Source organism: Streptomyces sp. NPDC096040 (assembly GCF_040303265.1).
Classification (GTDB): domain Bacteria; phylum Actinomycetota; class Actinomycetes; order Streptomycetales; family Streptomycetaceae; genus Streptomyces.
Genome location: NZ_JBEOTA010000007.1, coordinates 217,046 through 243,426 on the forward strand (window position 1 = coordinate 217,046; position 26,381 = coordinate 243,426).

General features: G+C 70.0%; 23 protein-coding genes and 2 pseudogenes. 11 read left to right on the top strand and 14 right to left on the bottom strand.

What is annotated here, in order from left to right:
• Positions 1-91: 91 nt before the first annotated feature.
• The 6 genes from ABTY98_RS11570 to iolC all read right to left on the bottom strand — a co-directional run bounded on the left by ABTY98_RS11570 (position 92) and on the right by iolC (position 7,918).
• Positions 92-1,489 (bottom strand): APC family permease, encoded by a 1,398-nt coding sequence (locus ABTY98_RS11570; RefSeq protein WP_352220674.1) that lies wholly within the window; start codon positions 1,487-1,489, stop codon positions 92-94.
• A gap of 329 nt (positions 1,490-1,818) precedes the next feature.
• Positions 1,819-3,321, bottom strand: coding sequence for a CoA-acylating methylmalonate-semialdehyde dehydrogenase (gene mmsA, locus ABTY98_RS11575; protein ID WP_352220675.1), 1,503 nt, complete (start codon positions 3,319-3,321; stop codon positions 1,819-1,821).
• Between the two features lie 14 nt (positions 3,322-3,335).
• Entirely contained in the window at positions 3,336-5,213 is a 1,878-nt protein-coding gene (gene iolD / locus ABTY98_RS11580) for a 3D-(3,5/4)-trihydroxycyclohexane-1,2-dione acylhydrolase (decyclizing) (protein ID WP_352220676.1), read from the bottom strand.
• Entirely contained in the window at positions 5,210-6,025 is an 816-nt protein-coding gene (gene iolB / locus ABTY98_RS11585; protein WP_352220677.1) for a 5-deoxy-glucuronate isomerase, read from the bottom strand. Before iolB ends, iolD begins: the two co-directional genes overlap by 4 nt.
• A gap of 7 nt (positions 6,026-6,032) precedes the next feature.
• Positions 6,033-6,908, bottom strand: coding sequence for a Cgl0159 family (beta/alpha)8-fold protein (locus ABTY98_RS11590; protein ID WP_352220781.1), 876 nt, complete (start codon positions 6,906-6,908; stop codon positions 6,033-6,035).
• A gap of 59 nt (positions 6,909-6,967) precedes the next feature.
• Complete coding sequence (gene iolC / locus ABTY98_RS11595; RefSeq protein ID WP_352220678.1) at positions 6,968-7,918, bottom strand: 5-dehydro-2-deoxygluconokinase; 951 nt, start codon at positions 7,916-7,918, stop codon at positions 6,968-6,970.
• Between the two features lie 382 nt (positions 7,919-8,300).
• On the opposite strand from iolC, the gene ABTY98_RS11600 reads away from it, so the two are divergent.
• Positions 8,301-8,501, top strand: a complete 201-nt coding sequence (locus ABTY98_RS11600; protein ID WP_352220679.1) for a helix-turn-helix transcriptional regulator — start codon at positions 8,301-8,303, stop codon at positions 8,499-8,501.
• 41 nt (positions 8,502-8,542) lie between these two features.
• On the opposite strand, the gene ABTY98_RS11605 is transcribed toward ABTY98_RS11600, so the two are convergent.
• Complete coding sequence (locus ABTY98_RS11605) at positions 8,543-9,586, bottom strand: zinc-dependent alcohol dehydrogenase family protein (protein ID WP_352220680.1); 1,044 nt, start codon at positions 9,584-9,586, stop codon at positions 8,543-8,545.
• 497 nt (positions 9,587-10,083) lie between these two features.
• On the opposite strand from ABTY98_RS11605, the gene ABTY98_RS11610 reads away from it, so the two are divergent.
• From ABTY98_RS11610 to ABTY98_RS11620, 3 genes are all read left to right on the top strand, one after another.
• The gene (locus ABTY98_RS11610; RefSeq protein WP_352220681.1) at positions 10,084-11,034 is read left to right on the top strand and encodes a PrsW family intramembrane metalloprotease; all 951 of its coding nucleotides are present in this window, start codon (positions 10,084-10,086) and stop codon (positions 11,032-11,034) included.
• 73 nt (positions 11,035-11,107) lie between these two features.
• Positions 11,108-11,347 carry a heavy-metal-associated domain-containing protein gene (locus tag ABTY98_RS11615; RefSeq protein WP_352220682.1) on the top strand — a complete coding sequence of 80 codons (240 nt, stop codon included), beginning with the start codon at positions 11,108-11,110 and terminating at the stop codon, positions 11,345-11,347.
• A 119-nt stretch (positions 11,348-11,466) separates the two neighbouring features.
• Positions 11,467-13,746 (top strand): heavy metal translocating P-type ATPase, encoded by a 2,280-nt coding sequence (locus ABTY98_RS11620; protein ID WP_352220683.1) that lies wholly within the window; start codon positions 11,467-11,469, stop codon positions 13,744-13,746.
• A 611-nt stretch (positions 13,747-14,357) separates the two neighbouring features.
• Here the strand turns inward: ABTY98_RS11620 and ABTY98_RS11625 are convergent.
• From ABTY98_RS11625 to ABTY98_RS11640, 4 genes are all read right to left on the bottom strand, one after another.
• A complete protein-coding gene (locus ABTY98_RS11625; protein WP_352220684.1) occupies positions 14,358-15,647 on the bottom strand; it encodes a citrate synthase in 1,290 nt (429 codons plus the stop codon).
• 178 nt (positions 15,648-15,825) lie between these two features.
• Complete coding sequence (gene recD2 / locus ABTY98_RS11630; protein WP_352220685.1) at positions 15,826-18,156, bottom strand: SF1B family DNA helicase RecD2; 2,331 nt, start codon at positions 18,154-18,156, stop codon at positions 15,826-15,828.
• Between the two features lie 145 nt (positions 18,157-18,301).
• Positions 18,302-18,496, bottom strand: coding sequence for a DUF397 domain-containing protein (locus tag ABTY98_RS11635; RefSeq protein WP_352220686.1), 195 nt, complete (start codon positions 18,494-18,496; stop codon positions 18,302-18,304).
• 8 nt (positions 18,497-18,504) lie between these two features.
• The gene (locus tag ABTY98_RS11640) at positions 18,505-19,341 is read right to left on the bottom strand and encodes a helix-turn-helix domain-containing protein (protein WP_352220687.1); all 837 of its coding nucleotides are present in this window, start codon (positions 19,339-19,341) and stop codon (positions 18,505-18,507) included.
• Between the two features lie 202 nt (positions 19,342-19,543).
• Between ABTY98_RS11640 and ABTY98_RS11645 the strand changes: the two genes are divergently transcribed.
• Positions 19,544-19,948 (top strand): ATP-binding protein, encoded by a 405-nt coding sequence (locus ABTY98_RS11645; protein WP_352220688.1) that lies wholly within the window; start codon positions 19,544-19,546, stop codon positions 19,946-19,948.
• A 7-nt stretch (positions 19,949-19,955) separates the two neighbouring features.
• Here ABTY98_RS11645 and ABTY98_RS11650 read toward each other — a convergent pair whose 3' ends face one another.
• Positions 19,956-20,444, bottom strand: a complete 489-nt coding sequence (locus ABTY98_RS11650; protein WP_352220689.1) for a hypothetical protein — start codon at positions 20,442-20,444, stop codon at positions 19,956-19,958.
• Positions 20,445-20,492: 48 nt separating this feature from the next.
• A pseudogene (locus ABTY98_RS11655) lies at positions 20,493-21,265 on the bottom strand (maleylpyruvate isomerase family mycothiol-dependent enzyme).
• Between the two features lie 202 nt (positions 21,266-21,467).
• On the opposite strand from ABTY98_RS11655, the gene ABTY98_RS11660 reads away from it, so the two are divergent.
• A complete protein-coding gene (locus ABTY98_RS11660) occupies positions 21,468-22,418 on the top strand; it encodes an SDR family NAD(P)-dependent oxidoreductase (protein WP_352220690.1) in 951 nt (316 codons plus the stop codon).
• 116 nt (positions 22,419-22,534) lie between these two features.
• On the opposite strand, the gene arsM is transcribed toward ABTY98_RS11660, so the two are convergent.
• Positions 22,535-23,440: an arsenite methyltransferase gene (gene arsM / locus ABTY98_RS11665; protein ID WP_352220691.1), complete on the bottom strand. Its 906-nt coding sequence runs from the start codon at positions 23,438-23,440 to the stop codon at positions 22,535-22,537.
• Positions 23,441-23,545: 105 nt separating this feature from the next.
• Between arsM and ABTY98_RS11670 the strand changes: the two genes are divergently transcribed.
• From ABTY98_RS11670 to ABTY98_RS11690, 5 genes and pseudogenes are all read left to right on the top strand, one after another.
• A complete protein-coding gene (locus tag ABTY98_RS11670; protein WP_352220692.1) occupies positions 23,546-23,920 on the top strand; it encodes an ArsR/SmtB family transcription factor in 375 nt (124 codons plus the stop codon).
• Positions 23,917-24,642, top strand: a complete 726-nt coding sequence (locus ABTY98_RS11675) for an MIP/aquaporin family protein (RefSeq protein ID WP_352220693.1) — start codon at positions 23,917-23,919, stop codon at positions 24,640-24,642. The genes ABTY98_RS11670 and ABTY98_RS11675 overlap by 4 nt, the downstream gene beginning before the upstream one ends.
• Positions 24,643-24,667: 25 nt before the next feature.
• Entirely contained in the window at positions 24,668-25,081 is a 414-nt protein-coding gene (locus ABTY98_RS11680) for an arsenate reductase ArsC (RefSeq protein ID WP_352220694.1), read from the top strand.
• Between the two features lie 196 nt (positions 25,082-25,277).
• Positions 25,278-26,057 carry a VOC family protein gene (locus ABTY98_RS11685; RefSeq protein ID WP_352220695.1) on the top strand — a complete coding sequence of 260 codons (780 nt, stop codon included), beginning with the start codon at positions 25,278-25,280 and terminating at the stop codon, positions 26,055-26,057.
• A 12-nt stretch (positions 26,058-26,069) separates the two neighbouring features.
• Positions 26,070-26,345: pseudogene (locus tag ABTY98_RS11690) on the top strand (YybH family protein); the annotation flags it as partial.
• Positions 26,346-26,381: the final 36 nt, after the last annotated feature.

Consider the following 26,381-nt stretch of genomic DNA (forward strand, 5'->3'; position numbering starts at 1 on the left):
CCCGCGCCCCTGGCGGGGCGATTCGGTCCGTGCCGACAGTTGCGCACCGTCGTGGCTTGTCGCGCAGTTCCCCGCGCCCCTGGCGGGGCCCTTAGGGCTGGGCGTCTTCCGGGATCGATACCAGCCAGCGGGTGGTCTTGCGGGGGCGGAGGTACAGGGCCCAGTACAGGGTTGCCGCTGCTGTGATGCCGCCTGTCCAGAGGAGATAGGTCGTTTCCTGCTGGGTGAGGATGTAGGCGAGGACGGCGATCAGGAGGATCGGCATCGTCGGCCACAGGGGCATGCGCCAGGCCGGGGTGTGCTTGTGGGCGCCTCGGCGGGCCAGGAGGGCGGCCACTGCCACCAGGAGGTACATGCCGGTCACCGACACGCCCGTCACGCCGTACAGGGTGTCCAGGTTGACGAAGCAGAGCAGCGCGCCGGGGACGCCGACCGCGAGGGTGGCCACCCAGGGGGAGCCGAAGCGGCCGAGTCGGGAGAGGGCCGTGTTGACCGGGGTGGGCCAGGCCTTGTCGCGGGCCGAGGCGAACAGTACGCGGGAGTTCTGGATGACCATGACGATGCCCGCGTTGATGATCGCGAGGGCCACGCAGAGGCTGACGAACGTGCCGACCGCGGAGTTGGACCACGCCGTCACCATGCTGCTGATGTCGCCGCCGCTGAGTTCCCTGAGGTCGGACGCGCCCATGGTGATCGCCGCCACCGGGACCAGGATGATCACCGTGGAGATGGCGAGGGTGGCCAGGACCGTACGGGCGACGTTGCGGCGCGGGTGCTCCAGTTCCTCGGAGAGGTAGACCGCCGTGGAGAAGCCCTGGGTGACGAAGAGGGCGATGGCCAGGCCGGAGACCACCAGCATCGCGGTGACGGTGGTGGTGTGCCCTCCCGTGTCCGCCACCTGCATGGAGGTGAGGCTGCCGGCTCCCCGGTGGCTGTGGGAGAAGCCCAGCACGGCCACGACGCCCGCCGCGATGACCTCAAGGACCAGGAAGATGCCGGTGATCCAGGCGTTCGCCCGCAGGTCCAGGAGGCCGGCGAGGGTCGCGAGGAGCATCACGCCGGCGCCGGTCATGGCGGGGTCGAGGTGGGCGATCGGGGCCAGGTAGTCGGCCGTGCCCATCGCGATCACCGGGGGCACGATCATCACGACGAGGAGGGAGAGGACGAAGACCAGCCAGCCGGCCAGACGTCCCGCCATCGTCGAGACCATCGCGTACTCGCCGCCCGCGCTCGGGATGAGCGTGCCCAGCTCCGAGTAGCAGAACGCCACGGCGATGCAGAGGAGGGAGCCGATGGCGATCGTCAGGGCGGTGGCGGTGCCGAGGGACCCGAACAGGTCGGGGACGACCACGAAGAGCGTCGAGGCGGGTGTCACACAGGAGAGGGTCAGGAGGGTGCCGCCGACCACGCCGATGGAGCGCTTGAGCGTCTTGGGGCTGTCGGACACTTCTGGGAGGGCGGTCTCGACAGGGCGGAGCGTGTCGGTCATGCGGCGGTTCCGATCGCGTCGTGCGGATGCCTCCGGCGGTTGGGCCGTGCTGCATGGAACCCCGACGAAAACCGCTGCGTCAATGGCTGTTTACCTTCGGATTCCGCACTCTTAAAGCGAGCGGGGTCACATCGCTTTCGTAGGGACGAACGGCTTAGTGAGGTAATCATCAAGCCTCTTGTTCGCATGACCTTGGTTTCGAAGGTCATGCATCAAGAAGACTTAAGTCATCCGTTTCATCCCGTCTCCACGGGAACCGCAGCACGGCTTACAAAAAAAGTTGAGGCCGTCCGGTATCCGGACGGCCTCGACAGGGTCAGTCGGTCACATCAGTGGTTGCGGGGGAAGCCCAGGTCGACGCCGGCCGGGGCCTCGGACGGGTCGGGCCAGCGGGTGGTGACGACCTTGCCGCGGGTGTAGAAGTGGGTGCCGTCATTGCCGTAGATGTGGTGGTCGCCGAAGAGGGAGTCCTTCCAGCCGCCGAAGCTGTGGTAGCCGACGGGGACCGGGATCGGGACGTTCACGCCGACCATGCCGGCCTCGATCTCCAGCTGGAAGCGTCGGGCCGCGCCGCCGTCCCGGGTGAAGATCGCGGTGCCGTTGCCGAACGGCGAGCTGTTGATGAGGGCCACACCGTCTTCGTAGGTGTCCACGCGCAGCACGCACAGCACCGGGCCGAAGATCTCGTCCTGGTAGGCCTTCGCGGACGTGGGCACCTTGTCCAGCAGCGAGATGCCGATCCAGTGGCCGTCCTCGAAGCCGTCCACCGTGTAGCCGGTGCCGTCCAGGACGACCTCGCAGCCCTCGGCAGCCGCGCCCTCGACGTAGGAGGCCACCTTGTCGCGGTGCACGGCCGTGATCAGCGGTCCCATCTCGGACGTCGGGTCGTTGCCGGGGCCGATCTTGATCTTCTCGGCGCGCTCGCGGATCTTCTCCACCAGTTCGTCGCCGATCGCACCGACGGCGACGACCGCCGAGATGGCCATGCAGCGCTCGCCCGCCGAGCCGTAGGCGGCGGAGACGGCCGCGTCGGCCGCCGCGTCCAGGTCGGCGTCCGGCAGGACCAGCATGTGGTTCTTGGCGCCGCCCAGGGCCTGCACACGCTTGTGGTTCGCGGAAGCGGTGGTGTGGATGTGGCGGGCGATCGGGGTCGAGCCGACGAAGGAGACGGCCTTGACGTCCGGGTGCTCCAGGAGGCGGTCCACCGCAACCTTGTCACCATGTACGACGTTGAAGACACCGTCGGGCAGACCGGCCTCTGCCAGCAGTTCGGCGATCTTGATGGAGGCGGAGGGGTCCTTCTCGCTCGGCTTCAGCACGAAGGTGTTGCCGCACGCGATGGCCATCGGGAACATCCACATCGGGACCATCGCCGGGAAGTTGAACGGCGTGATGCCCGCGACGACACCGAGCGGCTGCCGGATGGAGGAGACGTCCACCCGGGTCGCCACCTGCGTGGACAGCTCGCCCTTCAACTGCACGCTGATACCGCAGGCCAGGTCCACGATCTCCAGGCCGCGGGCGACCTCGCCGAGTGCGTCGCTGTGCACCTTGCCGTGCTCGGCGGTGATCAGCTCGGCGATCGCGTCCCGGTTGGCGTCCAGCAGGGCGCGGAAGCGGAACAAAATCTCCGTGCGCCTGGCCAGCGAGGACTGGCCCCAGGAGGCGTAGGCGTCCTTGGCGGCGGCGACCGCGGCGTCGACCTCGTCGACCGACGCGAACGCGACCTTCGTGGTGACCGCGCCGGTGGCCGGGTCGGTGACCGGCCCGAAGTTGCCCGACGTGCCGTCGACGGACTTGCCGCCGATCCAGTGGTTGACGATCTTCGTCATGACCGGTTACTCCTTCACAGATGGCGGCGTCGGGTGGAGACGTGCCGTTCGTACAGCTCACGTGCCTTGACCGCGGACGAACGGGTCGCGGTCTCGGCCACAGGTACATCCCACCAGGCCTGCGCGGGAGGCGGGCCCGACACAGTGTCGGCCGTTTCGGTCTCCACGTAGACACATGTGGGAGTGTCGGCGGCCCGCGCCTCGGCGAGCGCCGAGCGCAGGTCACGGACGGTCTTGGCGCGTAGTACGCGCATGCCGAGGCTGGCCGCGTTGGCGGCGAGGTCGACGGGGAGCGGGGCGCCGGTGAAGGTGCCGTCGCCCGCGGGGAAGCGGTACGCGGTGCCGAACCGCTCGCCGCCCACCGACTCGGACAGTCCGCCGATGGAGGCGTAGCCGTGGTTCTGCACCAGCAGCACCTTGATGGCTGTTCCCTCCTGCACGGCGGTCACTATCTCGGTCGGCATCATCAGATACGTGCCGTCGCCGACCAGCGCCCAGACGTTCCGCTCGGGCGCCGCGAGTCTCACCCCGATGGCGGCCGGGATCTCGTAGCCCATGCACGAGTAGCCGTACTCCACGTGGTACTGGTCCCGCGACCGGGTCCGCCACATCCTGTGCAGGTCGCCGGGGAGGGAGCCGGCCGCGTTGACCAGTACGTCCGTCTCGTCGACGAGCGCGTCCAGGGCGCCGAGGACCTGTGGCTGGGTCGGCCGGACGTCCGGTTCCTCGGCCTCGTAGCAGGCGTCGACGCGCTGTTCCCAGCGCTCCTTGTCCTCGGTGTACTCGGTGACGTACGAGTCGGCCGCCCTGTGGTCGTGCAGGACCAGCGCCTGGGTGAGTTCGGCGAGGCCGCTGCGGGCGTCGGCGATCAGGGGCAGGCCGGCGAGCTTGTGACCGTCGTAGGGCGCGATGTTGAGGTTGAGGAAGCGGACGTCCGGGTTCTCGAAGAGGGTGCCGGAGGCCGTGGTGAAGTCGGTGTAGCGGGTGCCGACGCCGATCACCAGGTCGGCGGTGCGGGCGAGTTCGTCGGCGGTGGCGGCGCCGGTGTGGCCGACGCCTCCGACGTCCTGCGGGTGGTCCCAGCGCAGCGAGCCCTTGCCGGCCTGGGTGGCGGCGACCGGGATGCGGGTGGCCTCCGCGAACTCGGCGAGGACGGCTTCGGCGCGGCTGTGGTGGACACCGCCGCCCGCGATGAGCAGGGGTCGGCGGGCATCCCTGATCGCCCTTACGGCGGCGGCGAGTTCGACGGGGTCGGCGCCCGGCCGCCGTACGGTCCACACCCGCTCCGCGAAGAACTCCGCCGGCCAGTCGTACGCCTCGGCCTGGACGTCCTGCGGGAGCGCCAGGGTCACGGCGCCGGTGTCGACGGGGTCGGTGAGCACGCGCATGGCGTGCAGGGCCGACGGGATCAGCTGCTCGGGGCGGGTGATCCGGTCGAAGAACCTCGACACCGGGCGCAGGGTGTCGTTGACCGACACATCGGCGGCGTGCGGTACTTCGAGCTGCTGGAGGACCGGGTCGGCGGGGCGGGTCGCGAAGACGTCGCCGGGAAGGAGCAGGACCGGGAGGTGGTTGATCGTCGCGAGGGCGGCGCCGGTGACCAGGTTGGTGGCGCCGGGGCCGATGGAGGTGGTGACGGCGTGCGTGGCGAGCCGGTTCGACTGACGCGCGTAGCCGACGGCCGCGTGCACCATGGCCTGTTCGTTACGGCCCTGGTGGTAGGGCATGTCGTCCGCGTACTCCAGGAGCGCCTGGCCGAGGCCGGCCACGTTGCCGTGGCCGAAGATGCCCCAGGTGGCTCCGATCAGGCGGCTGCGCTCGCCGTCCCGTTCGGTGTACTGGGCGGTGAGGAAGCGGACAAGCGCCTGCGCGACGGTGAGCCGTATCGTCATCGATACCCCTCCGTGTGTTCCGGGTGGAAGCAGATCCGCCACTCCCGCGTCTCACCGGGCCCCGCCATGACGTTCAGGTAGTACATGTCGTGGCCGGGCTGCGCGATCGACGGGCCGTGCCATCCGTCGGGGACCAGCACGGCGTCGCCGGAGCGGACCTCGGCGAGGACGTCCGTACCGCCCTCACGGGAGGGGAATACGCGCTGATAGCCGAAACCGTTCGGTCCGTCGATCTCGAAGTAGTAGATCTCCTCCAGCTCCGACTCCTCGCCGGGCCGGTGCTCGTCGTGCTTGTGCGGCGGGTACGAGGACCAGTTGCCGCCGGGGGTGATCACCTCCACGGCGATCAGCTTGTCGCAGTCGAAGGAGTCGGCGGAGGCGAAGTTGCGCACCCGGCGGGCGCTGGTGCCGCTGCCGCGGTCTTCGACGGGGACCTCCGGCGCGGGGCCGTAGCGGGCGGGGAGTCGTCGCTCGCACTTCGCTCCTGCCAGGGCGAAGCGGCCTCCCGCGCCGGAGGCGATCTGGACCTGGGTGTCCCGGGGCACGTAGACGAAGTCGGAGACTCCGGCGAACACGCTCTCCCGGCCCAGGATCTGGAACTCTGTTCCCTCTGTTTGCACCGTACAACCGCCTTGTAGCGGAAGCACGATCCACTCACTGTCCCCGGTGGTGAACAAGTGGCTACCGCCAGGCGGCAGTTCGACGATCCGGAGGCTGCTGTGCGCCCAGCCGGCCCGCTTGGGGTCGATGTCGAGCGCGTACTGGGCGTTCGCGGTCGCACCCTTGCTCAGGTGCAGCTCGTTGGTCGTCATCAGGGCCTCACAGAAGTCCTACGGCGGTGTCCACGGCGGCGGACACATCGCCGTCCGCCGGGTACAGCAGCGAGCGGCCGACCACCAGGCCGCGCACGGTGGGGAGTTGGAGGGCGCTGCGCCACTTCTCGTACGCACCGTCCTGGTCGTCCCCGACCTCCCCGCCCAGGAGCACTGCGGGCAGGCTGGACGTCTCCATGACCTGGGCCATGTCGTCGGGGTTGTCGGTGACGGGGAGCTTCAGCCAGGTGTAGGCCGAAGTGCCGCCAAGACCCGAGGCGATGGCGATGGACCGGGTGACCGCCTCGGCGGACAGGTCGTTGCTGACCTTGCCCTCGGGGGTGCGGCGGCTGATGAACGGCTCGACGAAGACGGGGAGCCGGCGCGCGGCCATGTCGTCGATGGCGCGGGCGGTGGACTCCAGGGTGGTCAGGGAGCCCGGGTCGTCGTAGTCGATCCGCAGCAGCAGCTTGCCGGCGTCGAACCCGAGGCGCTGTATGTCCTCGGCGCGGTGGCCGGTGAACCGGTCGTCGAGTTCGAAGCGGGCGCCCTGCAGTCCGCCGCGGTTCATCGAGCCCATGACGACCTTGCCGTCGAGGACGCCGAGCAGCAGCAGGTCGTCGAGGATGTCGGCGGTGGCGAGGACGCCGTCGACACCGGGCCGGGACAGGGCCAGGCAGAGCCGCTCCAGCAGTTCCGCCCGGTTGGCCATGGCGAGCTTGTCGCCGCCCACGCCGAGGGCGCCGCGGGCCGGGTGGTCGGCGGCGACGATCATCAGCCTGCCGTCCTCGTTGAGGAGCGGACGGCGGGTTCTTCGCGTGGCCGCCTCGGCGATGGCCTCGGGGTGGTGGGTGCGGGTGTGGACGAGGGCCGCGATGTCCACGCCCGGCTGCTTGGCGGGGGCTGTGCCGTCGTGGTGCGCGCCCGCGACGCGGCCGGCCCTCACAGCACGGCTCCGGCGGCGAGCGCGGCCGCGATCTCTTCGCCGGTCGGCATGGCGGAGGAGCACTCCAGGCGGGAGGCGACGATGGCGCCGGCCGCGTTGGCGTGCCGCATGATCTTCTCCAGGTCCCAGCCTTCGAGGAGGCCGTGGCAGAGGGAGCCGCCGAAGGCGTCACCGGCGCCGAGCCCGTTGAGGACGTGCACGGGCAGCGGTGGCACCTCGGCGGAGTCGCCGTCGCGGTGGACGGCGAGGACGCCCTTGGGCCCCTGCTTGACGACGGCGATCTCGACCCCGGCGTCCAGGAGGGCCTGGGCGGCGGCCTGCGGCTCCCGCACGCCGGTCGCCACCTCGACCTCGTCGAGATTGCCGACGGCGACGGTGGTGTGCTTGAGGGCCTCGGCGTAGAAGGGGCGGGCCGCGTCCGGGTCCTGCCAGAACATCGGCCGCCAGTCGAGGTCGAAGACGGTGGTCCCGGCCTTGGCCCGGTGGGCGAGGGCCGCGAGGGTCGCCGTACGGCTGGGCTCCTCGCTCAGGCCGGTGCCGGTGACCCAGAAGATACGGGCGTCCCGGACGGCGTCGAGGTCCAGGTCGTGGGCGTCGATCTCCAGGTCCGGGGCCTTGGGCTGCCGGTAGAAGTACAGCGGGAAGTCGTCGGGCGGGAAGATCTCGCAGAAGGTGACCGGGGTGTTCAGCCCGGGTACGGCGGTGACCCAGCGGTCGTCCACGCCGAAGTCGCGCAGCGCCTCGTGCAGATAGGCGCCGAAGGCGTCCGCCCCGGTGCGGGTGATGACGGCGGTGTTCCGGCCGAGGCGGGCGGCCGCCACGGCCACGTTCGTCGCCGACCCGCCGAGGAACTTGCCGAAGGACGACACCTGGGCGAGCGGGACACCGGTCTGGAGCGGATAGAGATCCACCCCGATCCGCCCCATGGTGATCAGGTCGTACGCCATCGGCTTCCCTTCGTCACGGCTCTCCCCCGGTTTGTAGTCCTGGACAGGAGGTCGTGTCAATGGTTTGTCCGGACATTCGGACGAGAGTGGGCGGAGAGGCGGCCCCTGAGCGGTCCGGCCGTCCGCACCGCTCGCCCGCATGTCAACGCGCCCCGCCGACACACCGGCACGCGCCTGTGCCCCAGCCGTGTCACAAAAGCCTCTCTTGTGTCACACATGTCACACCTACGCGGGCTCTCGGTCACATCAGGTCCACAGCCGCTGACTCACGGTCACTCTCCGTCGTTCACCGGGCACAGGCTTTGTGATCGCCAGCGCAGTGCCCGGCCCCCCGACGACCGACTCCGGTCGCCCCCGCGGTGCGCGCAGGGAGGTGCATCTCATGACCGACCGACGGCTCTGGTCCTACAAGGAGATCGCGGCACACATCCGGGTGCAGCCCGACACCGTCCGCTCGTATCGCAAACACGGGCTGCTCCCGCCACCCGACCACGTCGAGAGGGGCAAGCCCTACTGGTACGCCGACACGGTCCGGGCCTGGGTCGCCTCCCGACCGGGCAACAGAAACCGCAGAGAGATCTGAACCGCGCCCGCCCGGTCCGTCGCGGGCAGGGCGCGGGAGGCTCAGACCCACGGCTCGATGACCGTCACCCCCGCCCCCGGCGCCCCGCCCATCGCCGCCAGGGCCTGCGGAGCCGCGTCCAGGGTGATCGTCGAGGTCACCAGGAGGTCGGGGCGAACGGTGCCCGCGCGGACCAGTTCGAGCATGGCGGGGTAGGCGTGCGCCGCCATGCCGTGGCTGCCCAGGAGTTCGAGTTCCAGGGCGATCGCGCGGGCCAGGGGTACGGGGGTGTTGCCGTCCGGGGAGGGCAGCAGGCCCACCTGGACGTGACGGCCGCGGCGGCGAAGGGAGTTGACCGAGGCGGCGGCGGTGGGCGGTGAGCCGAGGGCGTCCAGGGAGAGGTGGGCTCCCCCGGCGCTCAGCTCGCGGACCGTCGCCGCCGGGTCGTCGCCGTCCGTCGCGTCCACGCAGTGTGCCGCGCCGAACCTCCTTGCCAGGTCCAGGGCTTGGGGCGATACGTCGATCGCCACCACCCGGGCTCCGGCGGCCGCCGCGATCATCACCGCCGACAGGCCCACGCCTCCGCAGCCGTACACCGACACCCACTCCCCCGCCGCGACCCTGCCCCGCTGCACCACCGCGCGGAACGCCGTGGCGAAGCGGCAGCCCAGGGAGGCCGCCGTCGCGTACGCCATGTCCTCCGGGATCGCCACCAGGTTGACGTCGGCGTGGTCCAGGGCCACGTACTGGGCGAAGGAGCCCCAGTGCGTGAAGCCGGGCTGGGTCTGGCGTTCGCAGACCTGCTGGTCGCCGGCCGCGCAGGACGGACAGCTGCCGCAGGCGCAGACGAAGGGGACGGTGACCCGGTCGCCGGGGCGCCGGCCGGTCACCTGGGCGCCGACCGCCTCGACCACACCGGCGAGTTCATGACCGGGCACATGCGGAAGCGTGATGTCCGGGTCGTCCCCCGCCCAGCCGTGCCAGTCGCTCCGGCACAGGCCGGTGGCCTCGACACGGACCACCACTCCGTGCGGGGTGGGGTGGGGGTCAGGGACGTCCCGTACTTCGGCGAGGGTGCCGTAGCGCTCGAAGACGACTGCTCGCATGCGCGCGTGCTCCTTTCGGGGGCTACGCGAAGGCTAGGCGGCACGCGGGCGGTCGTGCAGCCGCGGTTCCGGCTGCGCACGGGGGGCGGCCGTGCAGCGCCGGTTCCGGCCCCCGGCGCAGGGGCCGGTCGTGCAGCGCCGGTTCCGGCCCCCGGCGCAGGGGCCGGTCGTGCAGCGCCGGTTCCGGCTTGTCGTGGCCGGTCGCACCCCGATCACCGCCATGGTCAGCGGTGAAGGGACGGCGACCGTGGGGCTGTCAGGCGCGCGGCGGAGCCGTATGTCGGCACGGCACGGCGCCCGTTGGGGCGGCCCCGCCGCGCGCCCTCACCGCGTCCGCTCCGTGCGTGGCATCGCCTGTAACGGGGTGCCCCGTCGCCCTCCTCGGACTGCGACATCCGACGCATATGCCTAAAGTGCGGGTAATCGCACCAGTTCACCCCAGTCCCGTCCCGTCAAGCGTCATCCGCACCCGCAGGACACCCCAGGGGGACCACGCCGTGACCCACTCTCCGTCGCCCCGCCGGCCGCAGGCCCGTATTCCCGGTCCGCAGCAGCCGCCACCGCCGTACCCCCGTATCCGCGCCGGCCTGTGGAAGCGCTGCCTCGGCGGTGGGCTCGCCCTGTGGGCGCTGACCGCGGTGGTGACGTACACGACGAAGAACACCACGCTGCTGCCGACGCTCATCCTGCTCGGCAGCTTTCTCGTCCCGGTCACCTTCGTGCTGTGGGCGTACGAGCGGCACGGCCGCGACCTCGGCGTCAGCGCGATCCTCGGCTGCTTCCTGACCGGCGGCACGCTCGGCGTGCTGGGCGCCTCCGTCATGGAGTACTACCTGGTCCACCCCTCCTGGGTGATGTTCGTGGCCGTCGGCCTGATCGAGGAGGCGGTGAAGCTCGGCGCGCTGATGTTCGTGCTGCGCCGGCTGCCCGGCATCCGGGGCATACGGGCCGGGCTGGTGCTCGGCGCCGCCGTCGGCTTCGGCTTCGCGGCCCTGGAGAGCGCCGGCTACGCCTTCAACGCGGCGGTCTCCACCGAGGGCATCGACCTGCGAGCGCTGATCGAGACGGAGATACTGCGCGGAGTGCCGGCCCCCTTCGGGCACGGCCTGTGGACGGCGATCGCCGGCGGTGCCCTGCTCTCCCGCCGCCGCCCGAACGGCCGCTTCCGCCTCACCCGCCCGGTCGTGGGCACCTGTCTCGGTGTGGCCCTGCTGCACGCCCTGTGGGACTCCACGCACGGCATCGCGATCTGGCTGGTGGCGCAACTGGCGGGTACCGGACTGGAGAGGCAGTTGTTCGCCGAGGGGTACATCCCGCGCCCCACCGCGACACAGGAGCACCTCTTCACACTGTTCTCGGTCGGACTGCTGGTACTCGTCTCGCTGCTCGGCATCGCCTGGGTCGGCTCGCTGGCGCGCCGGGACTCCTCTTGGAGAAATACCCCCTAGGGGTATAGTGTGAAAACAGTGGGGTTCCCTCGCGGGCCCCACCGGCCCCACACGCCTCCACGAGGAGAACGACATGACCGCCCAGACCGACACCCCCGGTTCCGTGACCGCCGTCTACAAGGTGACCGGCATGAGCTGCGGACACTGCGAGGGTTCCGTCTCCGCCGAGATCGCCGAACTGCCCGGCGTCAGCTCGGTGAAGGCCGTCGCGGCCAGCGGTGAGGTCACGGTCGTCTCCGCGGCCCCGCTCGACGAGGAGGCGGTCCGCACCGCCGTCGACGAGGCGGGCTTCGAGCTCGTCGGCCGTATCTGAGGTCAAGGGCACGAGCAGCACGAGCAGTACGTACGACGGAAACGCATCTCTCCGCCGGGCCGTGCCGACCAGCTGATACTGGATCCGTGCGGTCCAAATCCGTTGTCTGGAGTCCGGACATGACCAGCACCACCACCGCAGAGACACAGATAGCCGAGCCGGCCACCACCCCGGCGGCCGAGGTCGAGCTCCTCATCGGCGGTATGACCTGCGCCTCCTGTGCCGCCCGGGTCGAGAAGAAGCTCAACCGCATGGACGGCGTCACCGCCACCGTGAACTACGCGACCGAGAAGGCGAGGGTGACATACCCCGAGGGGGTACATGTCGCCGATCTGATCGCCACCGTCGTGAAGACCGGGTACACCGCCGAGGAGCCCGCGCCGCCCCAGCCGGAGCCTGAACAGGAAGCCCGGCCCGAGCGAGATCCCGAACTCGCCGCCCTCCGCCGGCGCCTGCTCGTCTCCGCCCTGCTGGCCGCGCCGGTCGTGCTGCTCGCCATGGTTCCGGCGTGGCAGTTCGACAACTGGCAGTGGCTGTCCCTGACGCTCGCCGCTCCGGTCGTCGTCTGGGGCGGCCTGCCGTTCCACCGGGCCGCCTGGACCAACGCCCGGCACGGCGCGGCCACCATGGACACCCTGGTCTCGGTCGGCACGCTGGCCGCGTTCGGCTGGTCGCTGTGGGCGCTCTTCTTCGGAGACGCGGGCATGCCCGGCATGCACGACGAGTTCCGGTTCACCGTCTCGCGGATGGACGGCGGCACGGGGGGCGGTATCGGGGGCGCGTCCACGATCTACCTCGAAGTCGCCTCCGGGGTCGTCGCGCTGATCCTGCTCGGCCGCTATCTGGAGGCCCGCTCCAAGCGGCGCGCGGGGGCCGCCCTGCGGGCGCTGATGGAGCTGGGCGCCAAGGATGTGGCGGTGCTGCGGGGCGGGCGCGAGGTGCGGGTTCCGGTGGCGTCCCTTGCGGCCGGCGACCGGTTCGTCGTACGGCCCGGGGAGAAGATCGCGACCGACGGGACCGTGGTCGAGGGTGCCTCCGCCGTGGACGCGTCCATGCTGACCGGCGAGTCCGTGCCGGTGGACGTGAGCGTCGGCGACGCCGTCACGGGCGCGACCGTCAACGCGGGCGGCCGGCTGGTCGTCGAGGCCGGCCGGGTCGGGGCCGACACCCGGCTCGCGCGGATGGCGAAGCTGGTGGAGGACGCGCAGAACGGCAAGGCCGAGGTGCAGCGGCTGGCCGACCGGATATCCGCCGTCTTCGTCCCCGCCGTCATCCTGATCGCGCTCGGCACCTTCGGGATCTGGCTGGGCTTCACCGGTGACACGGCCGCCGCGTTCACGGCCGCCGTCGCCGTCCTGATCATCGCCTGCCCGTGCGCCCTGGGCCTGGCCACGCCGACCGCGCTGATGGTCGGCACCGGGCGGGGCGCGCAGCTCGGCATCCTCATCAAGGGCCCGGAGGTGCTGGAGTCCACGCGCCGGGTCGACACCGTCGTACTCGACAAGACCGGGACGGTGACCACCGGGCGGATGAGCCTCCAGGAGGTGTACGTCGCCGAAGGCGCCGACAAGGACGAGGTGCTGCGGCTCGCGGGCGCACTCGAACACGCCTCCGAACATCCGGTGGCACGGGCGATCGCCGCGGGGGCCGAGGCGCGGGTCGGGGCCCTGCCGCCGGCCGAGCACTTCGAGAACGTACCCGGGCAGGGCGTACGCGGGCGCGTGGACGGCCGCGAGGTGGCTGTGGGGCGCCTCTTCGACGCCGTACCGGAGGAGTTGGCCGCCGCCCGTTCCCGGGCCGAGCGGGAGGGTCGTACGGCGGTCCTGGCCGGCTGGGACGGGCAGGCGCGCGGTGTCCTCGCCGTCGCCGACACGGTCAAGGAGACCAGCGCCGAGGCGGTACGCGAACTGCGCGCGCTCGGGCTGACGCCGGTGCTGCTGACCGGGGACAACCGGGCGGTGGCCGAGTCGGTCGCCCGGGCGACCGGGATCGACGAGGTCATCGCCGAGGTGCTGCCCGAGGAGAAGGTGGACGTCGTACGACGGCTGCAGCGCGAGGGGCGCACGGTCGCCATGGTCGGCGACGGCGTCAACGACGCGGCCGCACTGGCCGCCGCCGATCTGGGGCTCGCGATGGGCACGGGGACGGACGCGGCGATCGAGGCCGGCGATCTGACCCTGGTGCGCGGCGATCTGCGGGTGGCGGCGGACGCGATCCGGCTCTCCCGGCGGACTCTCGCCACCATCAAGGGCAACCTCGTGTGGGCCTTCGGCTACAACGTGGCCGCGCTCCCACTGGCCGCCGCCGGGCTGCTCAATCCGATGATCGCGGGGGCAGCGATGGCCTTCTCGTCCGTGTTCGTGGTGACCAACAGCCTGCGGCTGCGCACCTTCCGCTGAAGTTACCGCCGGTTCGCGGCAGCGGATGCGGAAGTCCCCCTGGAGTCCAACGCGCACCTCACATAAGCTCTTCACAAGGCTCGCGCATCATCCTTACGCTTGAGCTCCGATCGCCGTATCGGGGCTCTTGCGCATCTAACGGACATATGCAAGAGACCCAGATCACAGTGATGCGAACGTAACCATCGAAGGGGTTCGAAGGTCTAAGTTGGCGATGTCAGACCAGCGTCTTGGGGGGCGCTGACCTGGCATCTGAGGATGTCTTGGGGGACTTCCTCAGAGATGCGTTGCCGGGACACGTACGACGGGAAGCTTTGAGCGGCCCTCCCGTGCTGTGCGGGTCCCGGCAGATCGCACGGCATCACTGGAGCACGACATGCAGTACGACGTGTAGTACGGCGAGTTCTGCTCGTTGTGCTCAAAGCAGCGAATTCAGGCGCTGCCACACCGAGCGCCCGGCCGGATCCCGTGGGGGGAATCCGCACCGGGACACGGGAAGGCGCCCTGGTCGCCGGCCCGTGGGGGGACCGGCGCTCCAGGGCGCCTTCTGTTATGCCCGTGCGGCGGGGGCACCGACGAGACGGCGCCCCCTGACCGGTGACCGGCTGGTGTCAGCGCTCCTCGACCGGCACGAAGTCGCGCTCGACGACGCCCGTGTAGATCTGGCGCGGGCGGCCGATGCGGGAGCCCGGCTCCTTGATCATTTCCTGCCACTGGGCGATCCAGCCCGGCAGCCGGCCGAGGGCGAACAGGACCGTGAACATCTCGGTCGGGAAGCCCATGGCGCGGTAGATCAGGCCGGTGTAGAAGTCGACGTTCGGGTAGAGGTTGCGCGAGACGAAGTAGTCGTCGGAGAGCGCGTGCTCCTCCAGCTTCAGGGCGATGTCCAGCAGCTCGTCGGACTTGCCCAGGGCGGAGAGGACATCGTGGGCGGCAGCCTTGATGATCTTGGCGCGCGGGTCGAAGCTCTTGTAGACCCGGTGGCCGAAGCCCATCAGACGGACGCCGTCCTCCTTGTTCTTCACCTTGCGGATGAAGGAGTCGACATCGCCGCCGTTCGCCTGGATACCCTCCAGCATCTCCAGGACGGACTGGTTGGCGCCGCCGTGCAGGGGTCCCCAGAGGGCGGAGATACCGGCGGAGATCGACGCGAACATGTTCGCCTGCGACGAGCCGACCAGACGGACCGTCGACGTCGAACAGTTCTGCTCGTGGTCGGCGTGCAGGATCAGCAGCTTGTCGAGCGCCGAGACGACGACCGGGTCGAGCTCGTAGTCCTGCGCCGGCACCGAGAACGTCATGCGCAGGAAGTTCTCCACGTAGGAGAGGTCGTTGCGCGGGTAGACGAACGGGTGGCCGACCGACTTCTTGTACGCGTACGCGGCGATCGTCGGAAGCTTGGCGAGCAGCCGGATGGTGGAGAGATCGCGCTGCTTCGCGTCGAACGGGTTGTGGCTGTCCTGATAGAAGGTGGACAGCGCCGAGACGACCGACGACAGCATGGCCATCGGGTGGGCGTCGCGCGGGAAGCCCCGGTAGAAGTTCTTGACGTCCTCGTGCAGCAGGGTGTGCCGCGTGATCTCGTTCTTGAACGTGGTGAGCTCGTCGACGGTCGGCAGCTCACCGTTGATCAGCAGATACGCCACCTCCAGGAAGGTGGAGCGCTCCGCCAGCTGCTCGATCGGGTAGCCGCGGTACCGAAGGATGCCCGCCTCGCCGTCGAGGTAAGTAATGGCAGATTTGTAGGCGGCAGTGTTGCCGTATCCGCTGTCCAGGGTCACCAGACCGGTCTGGGCGCGGAGCTTCCCGATGTCGAAGCCCTTGTCGCCGACGGTGCTGTCAACCACCGGGTAGGTGTACTCGCCGTCGCCGTACCGCAGTACTACAGAGTTGTCGCTCACGTCTTCCCTCACCGACGTAGTGCCTCATCTTCGAGGTGCCCTGACTGTCTCTACCATCCCCCATTTGGCTCAGGAGAGTGCACTCGGGGTCGACCATTAGGCCCATCGGCGGCACTCAGTGCCGCCAACCCGCTCATCCTGCCCCGTTGTTTCCCCATCTGGAAGTGCTCTGTGACCTTCACGACTCATTTGATCGATCATTTTTTGTGATGGACCTGGAGGAGTCCTCCACGGCCCGCCTATAGGCCGTCGCGGAGCCGTCGCGGAGCCGGAAGTCCAGTGCCGTACAGCGCCGACCGGCCGACACCGTGCGCACCGCCTGACCGATCGCCTTGCGTGAACCGACGAGAACGACCAGCTGCTTGGCCCGGGTGACCGCCGTGTAGATGAGATTCCGTTGGAGCATCATCCAGGCTCCGGTGGTGACCGGGATCACCACGGCGGGATATTCACTTCCCTGCGAACGGTGGATGGTCACCGCGTAGGCATGGGCCAGTTCGTCCAGTTCGTCGAACTCGTACGGAACCTCCTCGTCCTCGTCGGTCAGCACCGTGAGGCGCTGGTCGACCGGGTCGAGCGAGGTGACCACGCCCACGGTGCCGTTGAAGACCCCGTTCTCGCCCTTCTCGTAGTTGTTGCGAATCTGGGTGACCTTGTCGCCGACCCGGAAGACCCGCCCGCCCAACCGCTTCTCGGCGAGGTCGGGCCGGCCGGGCGTGATGGCCTGCTGAAGGAGCCCGTTGAGCACGCCCGCTCCCGCCGGCCCCCGGTGCATGGGCGCGAGCACCTGCACATCCCGCCGGGGATCGAGCCCGAACTTGGCCGGAATCCGACGGGCGGCGACGTCGACGGTGAGCCGCCCCGCCTCCTCGGTCTCGTCTTCCACGAAGAGGAAGAAGTCCTTCATGCCGTCGGTGACCGGGTGCTGCCCCGCGTTGATCCGGTGCGCGTTGGTCACCACCCCCGACTGCTGGGCCTGCCGGAAGACCCGGGTGAGACGGACGGCGGGGACGGGGCTGTCCTCGGCGAGCAGATCGCGGAGCACCTCCCCCGCCCCAACGCTGGGCAACTGGTCGACGTCCCCGACGAAGAGCAGGTGCGCACCGGGAGGTACGGCCTTCACCAGCTTGTTGGCGAGGAGGAGATCGAGCATCGACGCCTCGTCGACCACGACCAGGTCGGCATCGAGCGGCCGGTCCCGGTCGTAGGCCGCGTCACCCCCGGGCTTCAGCTCCAGCAGGCGGTGCACGGTGGAGGCCTCGGCGCCGGTCAGCTCGGCGAGCCGCTTGGCGGCACGGCCGGTGGGGGCGGCGAGCACCACCTTGGCCCGCCTGGCCCGGGCCAGCTCCACGATCGACCTGACGGTGAACGACTTGCCGCAGCCAGGGCCGCCGGTCAGCACGGCGACCTTCTCGGTCAGCGCGAGCCTGACGGCGGCCTCCTGCTCGGGGGCGAGGTCGGCGCCGGTCCGGTCCTTCAGCCAGGCGAGCGCCTTGTCCCAGGCGACGTTCCGGAACGACGGCATACGGTCGTCGCCGGTCCGGAGCAGCCGCAACAGCTGTGAGGCGAGCGCCACTTCGGCCCGATGGAAGGGAACGAGGTAGACGGCGGTGACAGGTTCGGCGTCGGGGGTGGGCCCGGGCAGCTTCTCCCGTACGACACCCGGGTCCTCCCCCTCCTCGGGCGGTGCGGCCAGCTCGGCGAGGCAGTCGATGACCAGGCCGGTGTCGACCTGGAGCAGCTTGACCGCGTCCGCGATCAGCCGCTCCTCGGGGAGATAGCAGTGCCCCTGGTCGGCGGACTGGGACAGGGCGTACTGCAGCCCCGCCTTGACCCGCTCCGGACTGTCATGGGGAATCCCGACGGACTGGGCGATCTTGTCGGCGGTGAGGAACCCGATGCCCCACACGTCGGCGGCGAGCCGGTAGGGCTGGTTCTTCACGACGGAGATCGAGGCGTCCCCGTACTTCTTGTAGATGCGGACCGCAATGGACGTGGACACCTCGACGGTCTGCAGGAACAGCATCACCTCCTTGATCGCCTTCTGCTCCTCCCAGGCGTCGGCGATCTTCTTGGTGCGCTTGGGACCGAGGCCGGGGACCTCGATCAGCCGCTTCGGCTCCTCCTCGATGATCCGGAGGGTGTCCATGCCGAAGTGCTGGGTGATCCGATCGGCGAAGACCGGCCCGATGCCCTTGACGAGACCCGAGCCGAGGTAACGCCGGATGCCCTGGACGGTGGCCGGCAGCACGGTCGTGTAGTTCTCGACGGTGAACTGCTTGCCGTACTGGGGATGCGACCCCCACCGCCCCTCCATCCGCAGCGACTCCCCCACCTGGGCGCCGAGCAGCGCGCCGACGACGGTGAGGAGGTCACCGGCGCCTCTGCCGGTGTCGACACGGGCGACCGTGTACCCGTTCTCCTCATTGGCGTAGGTGATGCGTTCGAGCACGCCTTCGACGGTGGCGAGTCGTCGTTCGCCGGTGGGGGTCCCCGTCTGCTGAGCCATGAACCGACGGTACCGGTGGGGTGTGACAGTGGAGGCGGGCGGGGGAAAGGACCTGCGGGTGCGAGTCGGCCGTAGCCAGGGCCGCCTCTCCAGCCAGGGCCCACCTGACGCTCGGGCGCCGACAGGGGTCCTCCCCCCTGTTTACCTACCCGGCCCGGTGGTGGGAGGCCGCCTTCAGAGCGTCGAGGAAGGTGGTGAAGGCGGGGGTGGGGAAGGTGAGGGTGGCTCGGGTGGGGGTTTTGGAGTCGCGGATGGCGATACGGGTTGGGCTGGTGGCGATCTCCACGCAGTCATTGCCGTCACCTTCGCCGGAGTACGACGACTTTCGCCAAGTGTCCATGGGGTGCCTCACAGCTCCTTCGCCAGCTTGTGGATGAAGTCACGCGACCGATCGGGCTTGAGTGATACAGCCTCGACCCTACGGAAGCGCGTTCGATAGACGTTGAGCTGAGCCTCGGAATCGATAAAGAGTGAGCCATGGGGCGCGTCGCGCACGACCGTGTCCAGCTTGGGCACGGGGCCGCCAACATAGGTCATGGTGCTTGAAGCCGTGGCGAAGCCATCCAGGTCGAAGGGGATGACACGCAAGGTGATGTGATCAGCTTCCGAGAACTCAGCGAGTTGCACGAGTTGAGCTCGGGATACAGCACGGTCACCGACCCTGATGCGCAGGGCCGACTCATGCATCACCAACTTGTACGGGATGGTGATCTGCTGACGCCGCATGCGGTGGCGGACACGCAACTCAAGTTCATCAGGGGTTGGTTCAGGCAGCCTGGCAGAGAAGACTGCGCGCGCGTAGCCCTCGGTCTGCAGCAGGCCCGGCACATACAGGATGGCCACCTCGTGCCGGAATGAACCATTGTGATCCAACTCGGAGAGGTCGAGAAACGAGGTGGGCAACTGCCCCCGATACTCCTCCCACCAGCCCTTGGTCCGGTCAGTAGCCATCGCCACCAAGGCGTCGACCAATTCCTCGTCCGTGCACATGTAGTGGACCGCGAGTCGGCGCAGTCGCTTCTCGCTCACACCCGTGAGCCCGGCCTCGATCTGACTGATCTGAGCGGAACCCACCCCGAGCAGAGCCGCCGCCTCACGGGCCGTGAGGCCTGCCGCTTCGCGAAGCCTGCGCAACTCGACCGCCAGCCGCATCTGACGCGCCGTTGGCTGCTGTCTCAACACCATCGCACGGCTCTCCCAACACACCTGAGTACGCAACCCGTTCGGGGTCAGGTTACGCGACCGGCTTGCGAAACTTAAAAACATAGGTCTACCGTCGGTGACGCAACGCACACGCAGCGGAAGTGCACCGCTCCCTCCTGCCATGACGGCTGCGGCAATGCCACCGCGCGTGAAATTCCCCCACCAGCACCGGAGTTGATGACGCATGCCCGAAGCCTGGGAGTACACGCTCACCATCCCCAACGACCTCCGTGCCGTCACCGTCAGCCGTCACACCCTCCGGCTGGTCCTCACCGCGCACGGACTCGTCCGCTTCCTCGAGGTCGCCGAGTTGCTCGCGACCGAGCTGGTCTCCAACGCCGTACGGCATACGAAGGGCCCCGCCGCCCTACGGGTTCGCTGGTCACCTCCCGGCACCCTGCGGATCGGCGCGTGGGACGCGGACCCCGAACCGCCCGAGCCGCCCGTTCCGTTGGAGGGGCTCGGGGAGCTGGAGGAGGGGCGGGGGCTGGCGTTGGTGCGGGCATGCTCGGATCTGTGGGGCTGGCAGCCGCTGTCCAGATTCGGCAACCGGGGCAAGTACGTGTGGTTCGAACTGGCCGCGGCGTAGCCAGGCCTCAGGGCGAGGTCATTGAATTGAGGTGCTCGCGCCAGGCGGCCGTCACACTTGCCGGGATCTTCGTCGTCAGGCCGCCTTCCTTGGTGAAGGCGAGCCACCGGTTGTAGGCGCCGCCACCGCAGCCGTCGGACTGGTGTGTGAGCTCCACGTCGGTGGCGGCGTCGATCTCGGGGCTGCGGCTTCCCTTCGGGGTGACCCGGAAGCGGACCGTGCCGCTGTCAGGGTCGACGTCGGTGGGGAGGGGGAGGCTCACCCGCGTGATGGCTTCCTGCTTGAGCTCCCCCTTGACGCACTTGCCGCGTGCGCACAGCTCGTAGGAGGCACCCACGAGGTCGGTGTAGCCCCGGTGGAGGAACATCACGCCGACCCCGGACGTGACACCGACGCCGCCGCACGCTCCGGGCGTGGAGCCGCCGCCGCACGCCGAGGCCGTCACCACGACGGCGATCACGGCGGCTCCGACTCCCAGCCGCGCGGTGTGTCTCACCACTACCTGCCCCACTACTTGCCCCTCCCCGGTGGCCAGCGTCAGGTCCTACTCCGGGTCCCAGGCCAGGAGCAGGTCGAAGATACGGCGGTCGCCGTCGAGCTTCAGGGAGTCCACCGGGATACGGCCGTACAGGGCCTGGACCAGCTCGCCGGCCGTGCCCCGGAGGGAGGCGTCGGCGTGGGGCATCGTGCCGGTCTCGGGGAGGGAGGCGGTGCGGGCGCCGTCGGCGGAGAGCCAGAGGCGCCAGGAGCGGCCCTCGGTGGCGTGGTAGTCGACGGTGGCGGGCTCGTGCGGCCAGGCGTCCGTCGTCGCGCAGCAGGTGGACAGGAACTCGTCGACACCGTCGAGTGCCACCTCGTCCGGCAGTGACTGCGGTTCGCCCAGGGTGAGTTGGGCGTCGTAGGTGTGCATCGCGATCTCCTGGAGCTGGTGCCGGGCGGCGGCACCGCAGGTCTGGGGCGACTGCGAGGTCCCCCACCACGTCCAGCAACCGCGATCCGGGCCGGCCTCCCGCAGCGCGTCCAGTAGCTGCTGCGCGGATGCGGTCCACCAGTCCAGCAGGGCATCGCGCTCCTGGGGCGCAGCCGGGGCGTCCCATACGGACTTGGCCGGGGGAGCGTCGGCAGGCCCCGCGGCGGCGATGGAGGCCCACTTGCGGCGCCCCTGACCCTGGTGCCGCACCAGATCGAACAACGTCCAGTCGGGGCAGCTCGGCACCTGCACGTCGAGGCTGGCGCGGCGGCGACCGCGGCGCGGAAGGCGGCCGACCGCTCGTCGATCAGCCGCAGCAGGTCCGGGAACTCCAGAGCCTTCTCCACCCGGGCTGTCTATCACCGTGTCCCTACAACCGAACAGGGAATTTCCTGGCGCCGTGCCTCTCTTCGGGCTTCCGGAGGAGTGTCGGAAGTCTGTCGGCGGTGACCTTGATCTGTCGGTGGTCTGTCGGTGGAGGTTGCGACCTTGGGCGGGTCGGTGCTCCCCCGTGAGCACGCCGCCCCCGAGCGCAAGGAGCCTTTCATCGTGTCTTCCACATCTCAGAGCCAGCCGTGGAACGTTCACCGGCTGCCGTCCGCCGAGGGCAGGGTCTTCCTGGTCACCGGGGGTAACGCCGGGATCGGCTACTTCGTCGCGGAGCAGCTCGCCGCCACCGGCGCCCTCGTCGTGCTCGGCAGCCGGAACGCCGCGAAGGCCGACGCCGCCATGGCCTCGATCCGCTCGCGCGTCCCCGGCGCGCAGGTGCGGCACCTTCAACTGGACCTCGCCGACCTGCCGTCCCTGAAGACCGCCGTGGACAGGCTGGACCTGGATCACCTCGACGCGGTGGTCCACAACGCAGGCGTCGCGTTCGACGACCCGCCTCGCCGAGAGACCGAGGACGGCCACGAGCTGATGTTCGGCATCAACCACCTCGGCCACTTCGCACTCACCCAGTGGCTGGCCCCCCTGCTGTCCGCGGCGCCGGCGGGCCGCATCGTGACGGTGGGAAGTTTCGCGGCACGCTCCGAGCGGCTGGACCTGGACGATCTGCAGTCGACCCGGGACTACCGGCCCAAGCGCACCTACGGCCGATCGAAGCTGGCGCAGATGTGCTTCGGCTTCGAACTCGATCGCCGCCTGCTCGCCGTCGGCAGCACGGTGCTCAGTGTGGTGGCCCACCCCGGCGGCGCACTGGACTCCCTCACCCCGTCCCGCCCGCCGGTGCACGTGACAACCCCCGGCGAGCGACTGCGCGCCCTGCCCGCCGGGCTCTTGGTGCAGGGCAAGGACGCCGGGGCATGGCCCATCGTCCGTGCCGTCCTCGACCCGGAGGTGCGGGGAGGGCAGCTGTGGGGGCCGAGGGTCTTCGGCCTGCGCGGCACACCACGGCGTGAGACCGCCCTCTCCCATATGACCGACCCGGCCGTCGCCGCCCGCCTGTGGGCCGCCAGCGGTGAGCTGACCGGCACCGATCCGCACCTCGGCTTCCGGTAGGCGCGCAGCCGCGCCCAGGGCAGCCACGAGCAGGCCTGCGAACGTCTCGACCCTCACGAGTGAGACATCCCCGGCAGCGGTGATCTACGCGCTGCCGCCGGGTGTGAGAGGTCAGCTCAGCTCCGGCAGGCGCATTCGGCGGCGCTCTTGGCCGCGCTGACAGTGGTGGACGGGTCGGTTGTCTGCTCGGCCGGAGTGCAGCACGCGGTGACACCGCAGCAGGAGTCGTCCACCGCAGGCGTCGCGACGGGATCCGGGACGGTGGCGGTGGCGGTGGCCGGCTTGCCGGCGCGGACGACGGCGGAGTGCATGCCGTCGGCGACCGGGTGGGTCGGGGTGATCTCGATGTCCGTGAAGCCGGCCGCTTCCAGACCCGCGCGGTATTCGGTGAAGGACAGCGCTCCAGCGATGCAGCCGACGTAGTCGCCGCGTTCGGCGCGCTGTTCGGGGGTGAGAGTGTCGTCGGCGACGACGTCGGACACCCCGATGCGGCCGCCGGGCCTGAGGACGCGGAAGGTCTCGGCGAAGACGGCGGGCTTGTCGACGGACAGGTTGATCACGCAGTTGGAGATGACGACGTCGATCGCGTTCGCGGGAAGCGGGATCGCCTCGATCGTGCCCTTGAGGAACTCGACGTTCGTGGCGCCCGCCCTCCCCGCGTTGGCCAGGGCCAGCGCGAGCATCTCCTCGGTCATGTCCAGTCCGTACGCCTTGCCGGAAGGGCCGACGCGTCGGGCGGACAGCAGGACGTCGATGCCGCCACCGGAGCCGAGGTCCAGGACGCGCTCACCCTCGCGGAGTTCGGCGACGGCGGTGGGGTTGCCGCAGCCGAGCGAGGCAGCGACCGCCTCGGCGGGCAGAGCTTCGCGCTCGTCGGCGGCGTACAGGGCCGAGCCGAAGTTCTCGTCGACCTCGACCGGCTCGGTCCCGCAACAGGCGGTGCCACCCTCGCTGACCTTCACTGCCGCCGCCGCGTATCGCTGACGAACGGTTTCCCGAAGGCCGGTGGACTGCTCGCTCATGACTCACTCCCCAGTGGCGGGGCACGGCAAGGCCCCGGAACGGCTTGTATTGACGTCCATTGATTCAACCTTGCGCCCTGGATAGAAGAACGTCAACATAGAGGTATGTCGAAGCAAGAACTTGAGGTGATCGGCCAGGACGCCGCCTGCTGCCCGGGCCTGTCCGCCGCGCCGCTGGACGAGGACCGGGCGGCCGACCTGGCGAAGGTCTTCAAGGCCCTGGGCGATCCCGTCCGCCTGCGCCTGATGTCGATGATCGCCTCGCGTGAAGAAGGCGGCGAGGTCTGCGTGTGCGAGCTGACCCCGGCCTTCGACCTGTCCCAGCCGACGATCTCCCACCACCTCAAGCAGCTGCGACAGGCCGGACTCATCGACTGCGAGCGGCGTGGCACGTGGGTGTACTACTGGGTGCTGCCCGGCGTACTGGACCGGCTTGCCGCGTTTCTGACCACCCCGCGGAGTGCCGGAGCCGACGCGTGAAAGCCCCGCTCGGCCGCCGCGTCGCCGCGGAGGTGATCGGGACCGGGCTGCTGGTGGCGGTGGTGGTCGGCTCCGGCATCCAAGCCACCGAGCTGTCGCACGACGGCGGCGTGCAACTGCTCGCCAACTCCCTCACCACCGTGTTCGGCCTGGGCGTGTTGATCACTGTGTTCGGTCCGGTCTCCGGCGCGCACTTCAACCCGGCCGTCACCCTCGCCGTCTGGTTCACCGAACGCCACGCCCCGGACGGGTTCACACCGCGGGACGTCGCTGCGTATGTGCCTGCCCAGATCGCGGGGGCGATCGGCGGCGCGGTCCTGGCCGACGCGATGTTCGGCGAGCCGCTGGTGAGGTTCTCCACCCATGACCGCTCCGCCGGGCACCTGTGGCTGGGCGAGGTCGTCGCCACGGCCGGGTTGATCCTGCTGGTCTTCGGCCTCGCCCGGATCGGCCGCGCCGCACTCGCCCCGATCGCGGTGGCCTCCTACATCGGGGCCGCCTACTGGTTCACCTCCTCCACCTCGTTCGCGAACCCGGCGGTGACCGTCGGCCGGGCCTTCACCGACACCTTCGCCGGGATCGCACCCGTCTCCGTCGCCCCGTTCGTCGCCGCCCAGCTGCTCGGCGCTGCGCTCGGGCTCGGCACCGTGACCGCCGTCCACGGCGCGCAAGCCGCCCCGGCTCGCCCCGCGATCAGCAAACCCGAACCCGTCTCCTCCTGATCACGCCCCACGGAAGTCACCCACCATGAGCACTTCTTCCTCGCGCCCGTCGGTGCTGTTCGTCTGCGTCCACAACGCCGGCCGCTCCCAGATGGCCGCCGCCTTCCTCACCCATCTCGCGGGCGACCGCATCGAGGTCCGCTCGGCCGGCTCGGCCCCCGCCGACACCGTCAACCCGGCCGTGGTCAAGGCGATGAGCGAGGTCGGCATCGACATCTCCGCCGAGACCCCGAAGATCCTCACCGTGGAGGCCGTCCAGGCGTCCGACGTCGTGATCACCATGGGGTGCGGCGACGCCTGCCCCGTCTTCCCCGGCAAGCGGTACCTCGACTGGCAACTCGACGACCCCGCCGGGCAAGGCGTCGAGGCCGTCCGAGCCATCCGCGACACGATCGAGACGCGCGTTCGCGAACTGATCTCAGAAGTGGCGCCCGACTGACGACCGGCCCGCTTTCGCTCGACAACGCGGTTCGGGACCAGACGTCTCGCCGCAGTCGTCACGGAAGAACCGAGCATCGGCCTCCTTGGCGGACCCCGTCCGCCAAGGAGGTTCTTTTCATGCCGCCCGGGTGGCGGGATCGGCGCCGGGCGGTGAAGGTGGGCGGCGGGGGACCCAAGGCGCAGGAAGGCTGGAGATGCCCGAGATCACCACTCCGTACCCGACCGGCACCCCGTGCTGGGTCGATCTGATGGCGCAGGACCAGCAGGCCGCGCTGGACTTCTACCGTGACCTGTTCGGCTGGCAGGGCGAGGCCGGCCCGGGTGAGTACGGCGGGTACGCGGTCTGCACGCTGCGGGGCAAGCCGGTGGCCGGTATCGGTCCTTCCATGGGGCCCGAGGGGCAGCCGGAGGCGCCGACCGTGTGGACCACCTATCTGGCCAGCACCGACGCGCAGGCCACCCAGGACACGATCGTCTCGGCGGGCGGCACCCTGCTGGCCCCGGTGATGGACGTCGGCTCCCTGGGCCGGATGCTGATCGCCGCCGACCCGCAGGGCGCCGTGTTCGGGGTGTGGCAGCCGGGCGAGTTCCACGGCGCCGGGCTGGTCAACGAGCCGGGCACGCTGATCTGGAACGAGCTGAACACCAGCGACGTACCCGGCGCCACCGGCTTCTACGGCGAGGTCTTCGGGATCGAGATCCAGCCGATGGAGGGCGCCGAGGGGAACTACTGGATGCTGAACGTCGGCGGCAAGGGCGTCGGCGGCGCCACCCGGCTCGGCGATGACCGGCCCGGCGTCCCGCACTGGCTGACGTACTTCGCGGTGGACGACGTCGACTCCACCGTGGACGCCCTGGTCAAGCGGAACGGAACGGTCCTCGCACCGCCGTTCGAGATGATGGCCGGCCGGATGTCGGTGGTCGCCGACCCCCAGGGCGCGGCCTTCGCGGTCTTCAAGCCGAAGCCGATGTAAGGCGACCTTGTAAAGGACGCGGTGCTGGCCTACCCGCCCGGCGAGGTGACGGTGGGGCGGGAGGCGATCCGCGCGCTGTGGGAGAAGGTGCTGGCGGGCGGTCCTCGCTTCGAGCCGGAACAACCCCTGCCGACGTCGGTCAGCGGCGACATCGCCCTCACGTCGACCCCGCCGAAGGACGGGACCGGTGCGCGGGCGCAGGTCGTCAGGCGCCAGTCCGACGGTAGCCGGCTGCGCCTGCTCGACCAGCCCGAGTTCGCGCGGACGCCGGGCGGTTCGGGGGCGTAGCCGGAATAGCCGTGAGAGCGCCCCGCGTTGGGGGAT